Below are 14,275 nucleotides of genomic sequence, written 5' to 3' on the forward strand. Positions count from 1 at the left end.
AAAAGCGACACATAAAACCCTTATGTATCAACGATTATAGAATAATTTCGGTATAATTGACTATTATACCGAAATTTTCTTATTTTTAAAAGAAAAAGGGCGCTGGTAAAGGATAATCTTCACCAACTCCCTATTTTTCTACTTATCTAAGCCTAATTCTGCCAAGATTTGACGTTTGTAGGCAATCTTTTGGACTTCCTTATCCTCATCTTCAGACCAATCTAGTTTAATTTCTGAAACAATCTGCCCAGGGCGATTTTTCAAGATATAGATGCGGTCGCTGAGATTGAGGGCCTCCTCGATACTATGCGTGATAATCAGGGTCGTCAATTGCAACTGCTTGTGAATCTCCAGATACCAAGCGTGGAGTTCCATCTTGGTCATCTCATCCAAGGCACTAAAGGCCTCATCCAAGAGAAAGAGCTTGTGCCCGAAAAGGTAAGTTCGAAGCAAGGCTACACGCTGACGCATCCCACCACTGAGTTCATGAGGATACTTGTCCCGTACAGCTGTCAACTGGAAGGTCGCAAGAATTTCATCCGCACGGGCAATGGCTTCCACCTTATCCACTTTTTGAATCAAGAGGGGCAGGATGATATTACCAAGCACCGTCTTGTGCTCCAAGAGTAGATCCTTTTGCAACATATAACTCACGCGCCCCTGGGGATTTTCTTCACCATCAAGGACAATTCTCCCTGACTGAACTTCTAAAATCCCAGCGATTAGATTAAAGAGGGTGGTCTTTCCAACACCACTTGGACCTAAGATAGAAACCACTTCACCTGAAGTCACCTGCAGGTTAATGTCCTCTAAAATCCTCTCCTGACCATAAGCATAACTGACGTGTTCTAGTCTAATCTCTGTCATTATTTCACAAATTCGTTGGTGAAGCCTTTGTCTGTCAAGTCTTCTTTAAGGATACCATTTTCTTTATCCCATTTGTAGAAGGCATTCCAGCGAGCTGCATCAAATTGACCCCATTTTTCCTTGTTGCTTGCGTATTCTTTTGACAAGTATTTTTGAGATTCGATGACAAAGTCACGTTTTTCCTGAAGTTCAGGTGCATTCTTGATGAGGATATCTGCCGCTTCCTCTGGATGCTCCATAGCGTATTGGTAGCCTTTTTTGATAGCTTGGATAACTTTGCGAGCTTCTTCTTTGTTGTCTTTCAAATAGTCATTGTTTGCGATGATAACTGGTGAGTAGTAGTCAAACTCCTTGACATAGTCTTTCAAGTACATGAAATTAGCATCTACACCTTGAGATTTTGCAAGGATACCATCCCAACCGTAGTAGATCCATGCAGTATCAAATACTCCATTAGCAATCGGTGTGATCGAGTTTGAATCGTTATTTGGTACTTTTTCAACTTTTTCAAAATCTCCACCTTGAGATTCTACCAAGGTTTTCAACATAGCAAGTTCAGTTGGGTCATTCCAAGTTCCGTATTTCTTACCAACCAAGTCCTTTGGACTAGCTACATTATCAGATTTACGAGAGATGATTCCTGATGTATTGTGTTCAACAATAGCTGCAACGGCAGTAATTCCTGCACCTTTTTCCAATTTTTTAGCCATGTAGTCTTGGAAATAGACTGCAAATGGTGCCTTACCATTGATAACCAAGTCAGAAGAACTTTCTTCTGGTGGCAATTTCAAGTCAACATCCACTCCAGCTTCTTTGAAATAACCTTTTTCCTTGGCAACATAAAGCCCTGTGTGGTTGGTATTTGGTGTCCAGTCTAGGATAAAGTCAATTTTCTTGAGTTCTGCCTCTTTGTTGTCTTTAGAAGCAGTTCCTTGGCCACAGGCCACAAGCACAACAGCTAGAAGAGCTGTTAAAACAGTTAAAAACACTTTCCATGTTTTCTTCATTTTCTTTCCTCTTTTCTTTTTCAGAAACATTCTTATTCTACGAACGTTTCCATTTAATAACATATTTCTCGCTGATATCGACCAATTTCATACCAAGAAGACTGATAATCGATACCAGAATAATAATAGCAAACATGGTATCATACTGAAACAGTTTCTTGGACTGAATCATGTAGACACCTAGTCCTTCAAAGCCTCCCAACCACTCAGATACCACTGTTGTGATAAAGGCGTAGGAGACACTGACCCTCAGACCTGCATAAAAGTAAGGCAGGCTGACTGGAATTTTAAAATGCCACAGGATTTGCCAAGGCTTGGCCCGCATCAGACTAAACAAGGTCAGCATATCCTTGTCACAATGCCTAAAACCGTCCAAAATGCTGACGATGATAGGAAAGGTTGTCGTCAAGATAATCAAGACAATCTTGGGCAAAATCCCATAACCTAGCCACAAGACCAAGATAGGAGCTATGGCAATAGTCGGAATAGTCTGAACGACCACCATCATAGGGTAAATCAGGTCATTGAGCCAAGTCAAACTATCCATAAGTACAGCCATGAGACAGGCAATCAAGACTCCCAAAATCAGTCCCAATAAAGCCACTCTCAAGGTCGCCCAGCTATGGTGCCAGAGAAATTCTCTATCACGAACAAAGGCCTGGAGAATTTCAAGAGGTGTCGGCAGGATAAACTTGGGGAGAAGTTTAAGAAAACCTGCTAACTGCCAGATTGACAAGACTCCTAGAAAGCCCAATAGACTAATGTGTCGTCTCAGTATACTTTTCAAGTTTCTCATCAATACTTAAAATCTCTCCTACATTTATTTTGACATTGGCAAAGACATTATCTGCCTCCTGCCCTGCCACCTCTAGCGCTTCTTTGAGAATGCGCATAAGCTCATCAAACTCCCCTTCCAAGACCGTTTCAAATGGTGTCACCACCATAGTTACCTCTTGAGCTTGCAGATAAGCAATGACTTGATCGATAACAGCAATCCGATCAATCCCCTGTGATAGGGGTAAAATTTGCAAGGCGATGCTTGCTTTCATAAGAACCTCCTCTTCTCGTTTTCCTTTGACAAAAAGAAAAACCTTTACCATATATGGAAAAGGTGCAGAATAGACTAAGTATCGTTCCCTACGCTGGCATTACCCAGATCAGGTGCGGTCGAAGCTTAACGCTTCCTCTCAGACTGTACACAGACTCCCATATATTATATGGACATATGATAGCGCAAAATAAAAAAAATGTCAAGGAAACTGCTTACAGAAAAGAGCAGGAAAATTTCCTACTCCCATTTTCTATACTCGTTCTCCATCACTGTTTACTCTGTAGCCATCCACCGTCGTATTAACAGCTAAGGCACCTGAAGAGTAAGAATAATACCACTTACCAGAAACTTGATACCATCCTGTTTTCATTGCCCCTGAACTATCTAGATAATACCACGAGCCATTCTCCTTTAACCATCCTGTCTGCATTTCACCAGATGATTTCAAATAATACCAGCTAGAACCGTCTTTCAACCAGCCCGTTGATTTAGAACCATTTGATTTGAAATGATACCAACTACCATTTATTTTTTTCCAACCAACAGTCAGAACATCATTGGAACTACCTTCTGTTTGATTCTGCGATGACACAACCTCCTCTAACTGAATATAGCGACGACTTCCACTATAAGATATATAACTCAACCACTTATACCCATCTTTTTCAAGTACCTGATCATAATGAACACTCTCACCTGGAGAATAATATGCAATTGAAGTTGCACTAACTAAAGGTTGATTTTTTATAGCTGCCTTATTCTTAAAATAATGAGTTCCTCCTGTCGAAGAAGGTTGACTATTGAATACTTTGCCACTACTTAATACATTACCCCTATCCAAATCTTTAAAATGAATAAATCCTGTCATCGTATTTGCTTTTATAATTCGTTTATTATAGGATCCTGTATAACCATAGTTGTATTCCTCAATTTCTATATTATCCCCCATTACATTTGATACCCAGGCAACATGACCATAAGTTCCTGCAGTAGACCAAGCAATAGAGCCAATAGCTGGTCTATTATCTACACGATAGCCTTCACGACGAGCACGATAGCCCCATTCATTCGCATTCCCATAAGCAGCCGGAATCTCAAAACCATTGACACTACTCAAGCGAAAGGCTGCAAATGAAGTACACTGACGAGAGTACATGCGCCACTTATCAATTTCCTGACTCCCATTTTTATAGTAAGCAGGATAATCATCCCCACGCGCAATTGATCCATTCCCTCCAGAATAGGCATAGACACTATCACCCGCTGCTAGCATCAATCCTACTACTAAAAAAGGAACAACCTTTTTAACTGATTTTCTAAAAGAAAACCCTGTCTCTGTTACTTTGAATGGTAAAACTTTCATTCTTCCTCCTTAAAAAATAATATAAATCGAAGATTACCTTCACTTAAACTATTCGGAGAAAAAAGAAAAAGTGAGAAAATTTCTCACTTTAGTCAAGATAATGAATCAAATTCTTTTCAGTAAGGATATCTGAATAAGTAAAGGATTCAACGTAAACATTAGCTTGTTTATCTCCTTCAACATTTCCAAATTCAACGATAAATAGGGATGGATAAACCTCAATTAGCTTACCCAATCTATTTTTTTGGCGCTTACGTCCATTTTCCAAAGTCATTTCAATTACATGACCCTCATGTGCCTTGATTTCTTCTTTGATTTTTTTCATCTTAGCTACATCTGTAAATGCATCTGTCATCTTATTTCCTCCCTTTTTGAAATACTTGAAAATTTATTGTATTCTTTTTGAAAAATTAATTCCACTGTTCCACGAGCTCCACTACGGTTTTTCTCGATAATAACTTCTACCTTATTATTTGGTATGCCTTCCTCTTCTTCACCACCACGCTCATAGTAGTCGTCGCGATAAAGAAAAGCTACGATATCAGCATCCTGCTCAATAGACCCAGATTCACGAATATCAGACAAGACCGGTCTCTTATCCTGACGTTGTTCTACACCACGAGACAACTGACTCAGAGCAATTACTGGAACCTTCAGTTCCTTGGCTAGGATTTTCAACTGACGTGAAATTTCTGAAACCTCTTGTTGACGATTTTCCCGACCAGTTCCCGTGATAAGCTGCAAATAGTCTATTAAAATCAAACCAAGATTTCCAGTTTCTTGAGCCAGTTTACGAGAACGAGAACGAATCTCTGTAATCCGAATCCCTGGCGTATCATCGATATAGATACTTGCATTAGCTAGATTCCCTTGAGCAATGGTATATTTTTGCCACTCCTCATCGGTCAATTGACCCGTACGGATAGAATGCGATTCCACCAAACCTTCTGCTGCCAACATACGATCCACTAGACTTTCCGCACCCATTTCAAGCGAAAAGATAGCAACCGTTTTGTCCAACTTAGTCCCAATGTTCTGAGCAATATTCAAGGCAAAGGCTGTCTTACCAACCGCCGGACGGGCTGCTAGGATAATCAACTCCTCCTCATGCAAACCAGTCGTCATATGATCCAGATCACGGTAGCCCGTCGCAATACCTGTAATATCGGTCGTTTGTTGCGATCGAGCTTCCAGATTCCCAAAGTTGACATTCAACACATCTCGAATATTCTTAAATCCACTTCGATTTGCATTTTCACTGACATCAATCAAGCCTTTTTCTGCCTGAGCAATAATTTCATCAGCTGGTTGCGAAGCCTCGTAAGCTTGATTGACAGACTCTGTCAACTTAGCGATTAAACGACGTAGCATTGCTTTTTCTGCAACAATCTTAGCATAATACTCCGCATTAGCAGAAGTTGGCACAGAATTGACAATCTCAACCAAGTAAGACAGGCCACCAATATTCTGCAAATCACCTTGATTATCAAGAATAGTACGAACCGTTGTTGCATCTATGGCATCGCCACGATCGGATAAATCAACCATGGCTTGGAAAATCAAACGATGGGCATACTTAAAAAAGTCCCGAGACTCAATATATTCTCGCACAAAGACAAGCTTACTCTCGTCAATAAAGATAGCCCCTAAAACGGATTGCTCAGCTAAGATATCTTGAGGTTGTACTCGTAACTCTTCTACTTCTGCCATCAGACTTCCTTTCATTTTACAATCTTGTCAAGAAAGTGTAAATTTACCCTTCTTTCACACGAAGATTGATCACACTTGTGATATCTTGATAGATTTTCACTGGTACATCAATCAAACCAACTGCTCGAATCGGAGCTTGTACTTGGATATGACGTTTATCAATCTTAATTCCAAATTGCTTTTGCAATTCTTCTGCAATTTTCTTATTGGTAATGGAACCAAAGGTACGACCATCTGGACCAACTTTTTCAACAAATTCTACAATAGTTTCCTCTGCTTCTAGTTGGGCTTTAATTGCTTTTGCTTCTGCAATCATCTCAGCATGAGCTTTTTCTTCGGATTTTTGTTTACCACGAAGCTCACCTACCGCTTGAGCAGTCGCTTCTTTGGCTAGATTCTTTTTGATAAGAAAGTTTTGTGCATACCCTGTTGGTACTTCCTTAATTTCGCCTTTTTTACCTTTTCCTTTAACATCTGCTAAAAAGATTACTTTCATTCTTCTTTCTCCTTTTCCTTTATTTCATTTAATACAATTTCTGTCAGTTTTTCACCTGCTTCTGACAAGGTTAAATCTTTAATTTGAGCTGCTGCCAAATTAAAGTGACCTCCACCTCCCAGCTCTTCCATAATCCGTTGTACATTCAGTTTACTACGACTTCGAGCTGAGATAGAGATAAATCCTTGTATATTCTTCGCAAGAACAAAACTCGCTTCAATACCTGACATAGCTAACATGGCATCTGCTGCCTTACTAATAACAACTGTATCATAGCATTTCGAGTCCTTAGCCTCTGCTATCAATACATCTGAACCTAATTTACGCCCCTGTAAAATCAGTTCATTGACCTCACGATATTCTTCAAAATCTGTTGCAGCGATTTCTTGGATAGCAATACTATCACTTCCTCTCGTTCTGAGATAGCTAGCAACATCAAATGTCCGACTAGTCACTCGTGAGGTGAAATTTTTAGTATCCAACATCATACCAGCCATCAAAACACTGGCCTGCATACGACTCAAACGATTTTTCTTAGAATTCTGGAACTGAATCAATTCCGTTACCAACTCACTGGCACTACTTGCACCACTTTCGATATAAGTAATAACCGCATTATCTGGAAAATCCTGATCCCTTCGATGGTGGTCAATGACGATGGTTTGGGTAAATAAATCATAAAAATCTTTTGATAAAGTTAAAGCTGTCTTTGAATGGTCTACAAGAATCAACAAAGAACGATTGGTTACCATCCCCATTGCATCCTTAACAGACAACAACTTCGTAACTCCTTCTTTTTCTAAGAATGAAACAGCTCGTTCAATATCCGGCGACATTTGTTCTTCATCGTAAAGAGCGTAGCTATTTTGAGTCACATTGCTGGCAAATAACTGCATACCTACAGCAGAACCCAAAGCATCCATATCAAGGTTTTTGTGACCAACTACAAAAACCTGATCTACACTTTTAATTTTATCTGAAATAGCTGTCATCATAGCGCGCGTACGTGTCCTTGTACGCTTGATTGACGCCGCAGATCCACCACCAAAATAAACGGGATTTTTCGTTTCGTCATTCTCCTTGACAACCACCTGGTCGCCACCACGTACTTCAGCCAAGTTCAAGTTGAGCAAAGCAACTTTCCCTATCTCATCATGATTTCCATCACCATAAGAAAATCCCATACTTAAGGTCAAGGGCAACTGTCTCTGTTTCGACTCTTCTCTGAAAGAATCAATAACAGAAAATTTATCGTTCATCAATCCCTCAAGCACCGTGTAGTCCGTAAATAGATAAAAGCGATCCATACTTACTCGACGGGAGAACATGGCATGTTTACCAGCAAATTCTGAAACAAAATTGGCTACAAAACTATTGATATGACTGATATCAGACTCCGATGTTTCATCTTCTAAATCATCATAGTTGTCAACGGAAACGATCCCAATCACAGGTCGACTCGTTACTAACTCAACAGTCGCTTCGTATTCTCCAGACACATCAAAGAAGTAAAGAACTCCAGACACCTTGTCCATATGAACCGAATAGCGGGTCTCACCCAAGGTAGCATAAGAACCTGGATTTCCTACCGATGCCTTGATAATTGTTTGAATTAATGCCACATCAATCTCGCCCACTTCATTAGTTAAAATCAATTCAGCGTAAGGATTGAACCATTCAACTTCACCTGACGATAAGTCTAATTTAATAACTCCGACAGGCATCTGTTCTAACAAGGTTGTCAAACTTTCTTCAGCTTGGTGGTTTACATACTGGATTTGTTCTACTTCACTCCTTGAGTAATAGTCTCTCTGATGGATGAATAGTAAAATATATGAACCCAAAATAAGTAGCAAAAGAAATAGCGTTACCAGTGTATTCGTTACAAAAACAAGTTGCACAGATAGCACTCCGAACGCCACTATTCCTAATATTAAGGGGAAAATAGGACTTACATAAAATTTTTTCATTCCAAACCTCTTGGCACCCATTATACCATAATAACCACCAAAAAGCGACTTTTTAAAAGTGTAATCAGTAATTCTATCAATTATAAGAAAAAGGAGGTTTACAATTTAGTAAACCTTCCTTTACACATATTGAAATTAAGATTCTTTAACTTCTAACAAGCCAATCTCGCCATCCTCACGACGATAAATCACATTGGTTGTCTGATCTTCAACATCCACATAGATAAAGAAATCATGTCCCAACAAATCCATCTGTAGAATAGCTTCTTCCAAATCCATTGGTTTTAAATCAATTTGTTTTGAACGAACAACTCTAGATTGGACAACATTTGGATCTTCCACCAAAGCATCTGTAAATAATTGACTAGTTGCCACCTTATTTTTATTTTTACGCTCGATTTTTGTTTTATTTTTACGAATCTGACGTTCAATTTTATCGGTTACAAGGTCAATTGAACCATACATATCTTGAGACACATCTTCTGCACGAAGAGTAATTGATCCAAGTGGAATCGTTACTTCCACTTTAGCAGTTTTTTCACGATACACCTTCAAGTTAACTCGAGCATCCAACTCTTGTTCAGCTTGAAAATACTTTTCGATCTTTTCGAGTTTAGAAACTACATAATCACGAATTGCTTCTGTTACTTCTAGGTTTTCACCACGGATACTATATTTAATCATATGAGTACCTTCTTTCTAAACATTTTTGTTTTTCTGATTTCATTATAACGCTTTCATTTTATTTTTGCAAATTTTTTCCTCATCTTACAAGGGAAAATGTTTTTACATCCTCAGCACCAACCTCTTCCAGTAGTTTCTTCACACGATTTATAGTTGTTCCAGTAGTGTAAATATCATCTATAAGTAGGATTTTTTTAGGAATAGTGACTCCACTTTTAATAAAGAAAGGAAATTCTGTCTCCAAACGCTCTGAGCGACTTTTGGAAGAACTGGCCCGCTCTTCTCTCTTTTCTAATAAATCCAGATACGCAAAGCCTGCTGCATCTACCAAGCCTTCAACCTGATTAAATCCTCTGTTAGCATATCTCTCCTTACTTAATGGAATAACTACAAATTGATACTCTTTGTACTTTTTTAACTCCTCACTTAAAAATGAAGCGAACACTTTTCTTAAAAGGAAGTCTCCATCAAACTTATACCAACTGAAAAAATCCTTCATAGCTTGATTGTAAGTAAAAATCGCTCTATGACTGACTTCAACTCCTTCTTTACACCAAAATTGACAATCTTGACACTTTGTTGACAATCCTGTTTTCATACAGTTTGGACAGTACTCTTCTCCAATTCTCTCAAAAGTAGAATCACAATCTAAACAAAGACAGGAGACATCATTCCTCAGAAGTAAGAGACTACTGAAAGTTAAAACAGCCTTCATAGTCTCCCCACACAATAAGCACTTCACAGCCCCGCCTCCTTATTCATTTGTTGAATTTCCTTAATTGCCTTTTTGATTGAAGTATTTAACCCGTCATGGAAGAAAAGCAAATCTCCTGTCGGTCTATCCATGCTTCGTCCAACTCGTCCACCAATCTGAATCAAACTAGACTTGGTAAACAAACGATGATTGGCCTCTACTACGAAAACATCCACGCAAGGAAAGGTAACTCCACGCTCCAATATCGTCGTACTGATAAGTATTGTCAGTTCTCCATCTCGAAATGCTTGTACCTGCTCTAATCTATCCTCTGTTACAGAAGATACAAAGCCAATTTTCTCATTTGGAAATTGCTCCTGTAAAATTTCTTTTAACTGTTCCCCTCTCTTAATTTCTGATGCAAAAATGAGTAACGGATAAGCTGTCTTTCTCTGTTTCTCGATATAAAACTTTAATTTTGGTGACAAACGATTCTTATCTAAGTAGCGATTAAAATCAGATAACCAAACTGGTTTTGGAATAATCAATGGATTCCCATGAAATCGTCTAGGCAAACTCAACCTTTTTAATTCTCCTAAACGGACTTTCCTATCTAACTCATCTGTCGAAGTCGCTGTTAAAAAGATTCTCAGCCCATTCTCCTTTACACTATTCTTGACAGCATGGTAAAGCGTGGGGTTGTCAACATAAGGAAAGGCATCTACTTCATCCACTATCAGTAAATCAAAAGCTTGATAAAATTTTAATAACTGATGGGTTGTCGCAACAACTAGTGGTGTTCTAAAATAAGGTCCCGATTCTCCGTGTAGTAAAGATATCTCGCAAGCAAAATCATCTTGCAGGCGCTTATACAGCTCCAAACAAACATCTATGCGAGGACTGGCCAAACACACTGCACCACCTCTATTAATCACCTTAGCCACAACTTGATAAATCATTTCTGTCTTTCCAGCACCTGTCACCGCATGTACCAAGGTTGGCTCTTGCTTGTCTACTGCTTGAATCAATCCCTCTGACACCTTTTCTTGAAAAGGAGTTAATTGACCACGCCATTTAAGAACATCTTGCTTCGGAAAATCCTCCTGTGGGAAATAGTATAAATCTTGATCACTCCTGACTCGCTTCATAATTAAGCACTCCCGACAATAGTAAGCACCAATGGGCAAATACCATTCTTCTAGAATAGTACTATTACAACGTTGACAGAAAAGTTTCCCCTTCTCCTTTCTCATTGCGGGAAGCTTCTCCGCCAACTGACGCTCCTCTTCTGTTAATTCATTCTCAGTAAACAAACGACCGAGATAGTTTGGATTTACTTTCATACTTCTTTATTCGTAAAAACCTAGCACTTTAGATGATTTTTTAGTACAATTAAATCATGGAATTTAAAACAATTAAAGAGGACGGACAAGTCCAAGAAGAAATCAAAAAATCCCGCTTTATCTGTCATGCCAAGCGTGTCTATAGCGAAGAAGAGGCTCGTGACTTCATTACCACCATCAAAAAAGAACACTACAAAGCGACGCATAACTGCTCTGCATTTATTATTGGGGAACGTAGTGAAATTAAACGTACAAGTGATGATGGTGAGCCCAGTGGTACTGCTGGCGTTCCCATGCTAGGGGTACTAGAAAATCACAACCTCACCAATGTCTGTGTGGTAGTGACACGCTACTTTGGTGGCATTAAACTAGGCGCTGGAGGACTAATTCGTGCTTACGCCGGCAGTGTTGCCTTAACTGTCAAAGAAATTGGCATCATTGAAATAAAGGAACAGGTGGGCATTGCTATTCAAATGTCTTACGCTCAGTATCAAGAGTACAGTAACTTCCTTAAAGAACATAATCTCATGGAACTGGATACAAACTTTACAGATCAAGTCGATACAATGATTTATGTTGATAAAGAAGAAAAAGAAACTATTAAAGCTTCACTTGTGGAATTTTTTAATGGAAAAGTCACTTTAACTGATCAAGGTTTACGTGAAGTTGAGGTTCCTGTAAACCTAGTGTAAATAATAGATAATACAGTGTTTCACTGATATTTTCATCGCTACTTTAATTAGCAACATAAAAAGATGCTTGCCAAGACCTACTAGAAAATGAAGCAATTCAAAAAGAAAACGGATAGCGTTCTCCTTTACACCTATTTACTAGAATTAGCCTATCACAATCGCTTAAAAATTAATGGCTTAGACCTGTGATATAAAAAAATCCTATCACTTCGATAGGATTTCTATATTTTACAAATGGTATAGATAGCGTTATACTAGAGATATCTTATACAAAGAGGTATTCATATGTCTATTTATAACAACATTACTGAACTAATCGGTCAAACTCCGATTGTTAAACTCAACAACATTGTGCCAGAAGGGGCTGCAGATGTCTATGTAAAACTTGAAGCATTTAACCCTGGTTCTTCTGTAAAAGACCGTATTGCTCTTAGCATGATTGAAAAAGCTGAACAAGACGGTATTCTGAAACCTGGTTCTACTATTGTTGAAGCAACAAGTGGAAACACTGGTATTGGACTTTCATGGGTAGGGGCTGCTAAAGGGTATAAAGTTGTTATCGTTATGCCTGAAACTATGAGTGTGGAACGACGTAAGATTATCCAAGCCTATGGTGCTGAACTCGTCCTTACTCCTGGTAGCGAAGGAATGAAAGGTGCTATTGCTAAGGCTCAAGAAATCGCTGCTGAACGTGATGGTTTCCTTCCTCTTCAATTTGACAACCCAGCAAATCCAGAAGTACACGAAAGAACAACAGGAGCTGAAATACTAGCTGCTTTCGGTAAAGATGGACTAGATGCCTTTGTTGCTGGAGTGGGTACCGGTGGAACAATTTCTGGTGTTTCTCATGCACTCAAAACAGCAAATTCAAACATTCAAGTTTATGCAGTGGAAGCTGATGAATCTGCTATTCTATCTGGTGAAAAACCTGGTCCTCACAAAATTCAAGGTATATCAGCTGGATTTATTCCTGATACACTTGATACAAAGGCTTATGATGGTATCGTTCGTGTAACGTCAGACGATGCTCTAGCACTAGGCCGTGAAATTGGTGGAAAAGAAGGTTTCCTTGTAGGGATTTCTTCAGCTGCAGCTATCTACGGAGCCATCGAGATTGCCAAAAAATTAGGTACAGGTGAGAAAGTCCTTGCTCTAGCACCAGATAACGGCGAACGTTATTTGTCTACAGCACTCTATGAATTTGAAGTGTAATCTCCTAAATACACTTAGCCCTTATTATAGGGCTTTTTATTTATAGCTTAAAAATAGGAACATCTCCCTATAAAGATCGACTGCATAGAAAAAGGAAGCAATTTGGCTTCCTTTTTATTATTAGTTATTCAAGGCTGCTGCCATTGTAGCTGCAACTTCAGCTTCGAAGTCGTTTGCAGCTTTTTCGATACCTTCACCAACTTCAAAGCGAGCGAACTCAACTACTGAGGCGTTAACTGATTCAAGGTATGCTTCAACTGTCTTGCTGTCATCCATGATGTATACTTGTGCAAGAAGTGTGTAAGCTTGGTCAACTTTAGTGTTATCAAGCATGAAGCGATCCATTTTACCTGGGATGATTTTGTCCCAGATTTTTTCTGGTTTTCCTTCTGCAGCTAACTCAGCTTTGATATCAGCTTCAGCTTGAGCGATTACTTCATCAGTCAATTGTGCTTTTGATCCATACTTCAAGTGTGGAAGAGCTGGTTTGTTAACCATTGCACGGCTTTCGTTGTCTTGGTCGATTACGTGGTTCAATTGTGCCAACTCATCTTTAACGAATTGTTCATCCAATTCTTTGTAAGAAAGAACTGTTGGTTTCATAGCAGCGATGTGCATTGAAATTTGTTTAGCAAGTGCTTCGTCTCCACCTTCGATTACAGAGATAACACCGATACGTCCACCGTTGTGTTGGTATGCTCCGAAGTGTTGTGCATCTGTTTTTTCAATCAAAGCAAAGCGACGGAATGAGATTTTTTCTCCGATAGTCGCTGTTGCAGACACATAAGCTGCTTCAAGAGTTTCACCTGAAGGCATTGTCAAAGCAAGAGCTTCTTCATTGTTAGCAGGTTTTCCTTCAGCAATAACTTTAGCTGTAGTATTTACCAATTCAACGAATTGAGCGTTTTTCGCAACGAAGTCAGTTTCAGCATTTACTTCAATAACTGCTGCAACATTACCGTTAACGTAAACACCAGTCAAACCTTCTGCAGCAACACGGTCAGCCTTCTTAGCTGCCTTAGCCATACCTTTTTCACGAAGCAATTCAATCGCTTTTTCGATGTCACCGTCTGTTTCTACAAGCGCTTTTTTAGCGTCCATAACTCCGGCACCAGATTTTTCACGTAACTCTTTTACAAGTTTAGCTGTAATTTCTGCCATTTTGATTCTCCTATATTTTTTAAAA

At 39.1% G+C, this 14,275-nt stretch carries 15 protein-coding genes, 1 pseudogene and 1 riboswitch; of the genes and pseudogenes, 3 read left to right on the forward strand and 13 right to left on the reverse strand.

Translation table 11 applies throughout. From position 1 onward, the window contains the following. Positions 1 to 138: 138 nt before the first annotated feature. The 12 genes from O3636_RS07020 to O3636_RS07075 form a co-directional block, all read right to left on the reverse strand. Complete coding sequence (locus O3636_RS07020) at positions 139 to 867, reverse strand: ABC transporter ATP-binding protein (RefSeq protein ID WP_371642361.1); 729 nt, start codon at positions 865 to 867, stop codon at positions 139 to 141. Continuing rightward, complete coding sequence (locus O3636_RS07025; RefSeq protein WP_033680901.1) at positions 867 to 1,874, reverse strand: ABC transporter substrate-binding protein; 1,008 nt, start codon at positions 1,872 to 1,874, stop codon at positions 867 to 869. The genes O3636_RS07020 and O3636_RS07025 overlap by 1 nt, the downstream gene beginning before the upstream one ends. Positions 1,875 to 1,911: 37 nt before the next feature. Next, on the reverse strand, positions 1,912 to 2,670 hold the full coding sequence (locus O3636_RS07030; RefSeq protein WP_161683551.1) for an ABC transporter permease: 759 nt from the start codon (positions 2,668 to 2,670) through the stop codon (positions 1,912 to 1,914). Beyond that, positions 2,633 to 2,923 carry a thiamine-binding protein gene (locus O3636_RS07035; RefSeq protein WP_000647655.1) on the reverse strand — a complete coding sequence of 97 codons (291 nt, stop codon included), beginning with the start codon at positions 2,921 to 2,923 and terminating at the stop codon, positions 2,633 to 2,635. The genes O3636_RS07030 and O3636_RS07035 overlap by 38 nt, the downstream gene beginning before the upstream one ends. Positions 2,924 to 2,991: 68 nt before the next feature. Beyond that, a riboswitch (TPP riboswitch) is annotated at positions 2,992 to 3,094 on the reverse strand. 81 nt (positions 3,095 to 3,175) lie between these two features. After that, positions 3,176 to 4,288, reverse strand: coding sequence for a choline binding-anchored murein hydrolase CbpD (gene cbpD / locus O3636_RS07040; protein ID WP_371642364.1), 1,113 nt, complete (start codon positions 4,286 to 4,288; stop codon positions 3,176 to 3,178). 88 nt (positions 4,289 to 4,376) lie between these two features. Next, complete coding sequence (locus O3636_RS07045; RefSeq protein ID WP_000128619.1) at positions 4,377 to 4,643, reverse strand: Veg family protein; 267 nt, start codon at positions 4,641 to 4,643, stop codon at positions 4,377 to 4,379. After that, entirely contained in the window at positions 4,640 to 5,998 is a 1,359-nt protein-coding gene (gene dnaB, locus O3636_RS07050; RefSeq protein WP_000852491.1) for a replicative DNA helicase, read from the reverse strand. Before dnaB ends, O3636_RS07045 begins: the two co-directional genes overlap by 4 nt. A 43-nt stretch (positions 5,999 to 6,041) precedes the next feature. After that, a complete protein-coding gene (gene rplI, locus O3636_RS07055) occupies positions 6,042 to 6,494 on the reverse strand; it encodes a 50S ribosomal protein L9 (protein ID WP_000864213.1) in 453 nt (150 codons plus the stop codon). Beyond that, a complete protein-coding gene (locus tag O3636_RS07060; RefSeq protein WP_371642367.1) occupies positions 6,491 to 8,464 on the reverse strand; it encodes a DHH family phosphoesterase in 1,974 nt (657 codons plus the stop codon). The genes rplI and O3636_RS07060 overlap by 4 nt, the downstream gene beginning before the upstream one ends. 135 nt (positions 8,465 to 8,599) lie before the next feature. Continuing rightward, positions 8,600 to 9,148 (reverse strand): ribosome hibernation-promoting factor, HPF/YfiA family, encoded by a 549-nt coding sequence (hpf, locus tag O3636_RS07065; protein WP_000599100.1) that lies wholly within the window; start codon positions 9,146 to 9,148, stop codon positions 8,600 to 8,602. A gap of 79 nt (positions 9,149 to 9,227) precedes the next feature. After that, positions 9,228 to 9,890: a ComF family protein gene (locus O3636_RS07070; protein ID WP_261075671.1), complete on the reverse strand. Its 663-nt coding sequence runs from the start codon at positions 9,888 to 9,890 to the stop codon at positions 9,228 to 9,230. Then, positions 9,887 to 11,185, reverse strand: coding sequence for a DEAD/DEAH box helicase (locus O3636_RS07075; protein WP_371642369.1), 1,299 nt, complete (start codon positions 11,183 to 11,185; stop codon positions 9,887 to 9,889). Before O3636_RS07075 ends, O3636_RS07070 begins: the two co-directional genes overlap by 4 nt. Positions 11,186 to 11,241: 56 nt before the next feature. Between O3636_RS07075 and O3636_RS07080 the strand changes: the two genes are divergently transcribed. The 3 genes and pseudogenes from O3636_RS07080 (at position 11,242) to cysK (ending at position 13,089) form a co-directional block, all read left to right on the forward strand. Further along, the gene (locus O3636_RS07080) at positions 11,242 to 11,877 is read left to right on the forward strand and encodes a YigZ family protein (protein ID WP_371642371.1); all 636 of its coding nucleotides are present in this window, start codon (positions 11,242 to 11,244) and stop codon (positions 11,875 to 11,877) included. A gap of 93 nt (positions 11,878 to 11,970) precedes the next feature. After that, positions 11,971 to 12,066, forward strand: a pseudogene (locus O3636_RS07085) (PH domain-containing protein); the annotation flags it as partial. 96 nt (positions 12,067 to 12,162) lie between these two features. Then, a complete protein-coding gene (gene cysK, locus O3636_RS07090) occupies positions 12,163 to 13,089 on the forward strand; it encodes a cysteine synthase A (RefSeq protein WP_371642373.1) in 927 nt (308 codons plus the stop codon). Positions 13,090 to 13,209: 120 nt separating this feature from the next. Here the strand turns inward: cysK and tsf are convergent, their stop codons facing one another. Beyond that, positions 13,210 to 14,250, reverse strand: a complete 1,041-nt coding sequence (gene tsf / locus O3636_RS07095) for a translation elongation factor Ts (protein ID WP_064276829.1) — start codon at positions 14,248 to 14,250, stop codon at positions 13,210 to 13,212. Between the last annotated feature and the right edge of the window lie 25 nt (positions 14,251 to 14,275).

It is taken from the genome of Streptococcus sp. 27098_8_76 (assembly GCF_041432315.1).
Taxonomy (GTDB): domain Bacteria; phylum Bacillota; class Bacilli; order Lactobacillales; family Streptococcaceae; genus Streptococcus.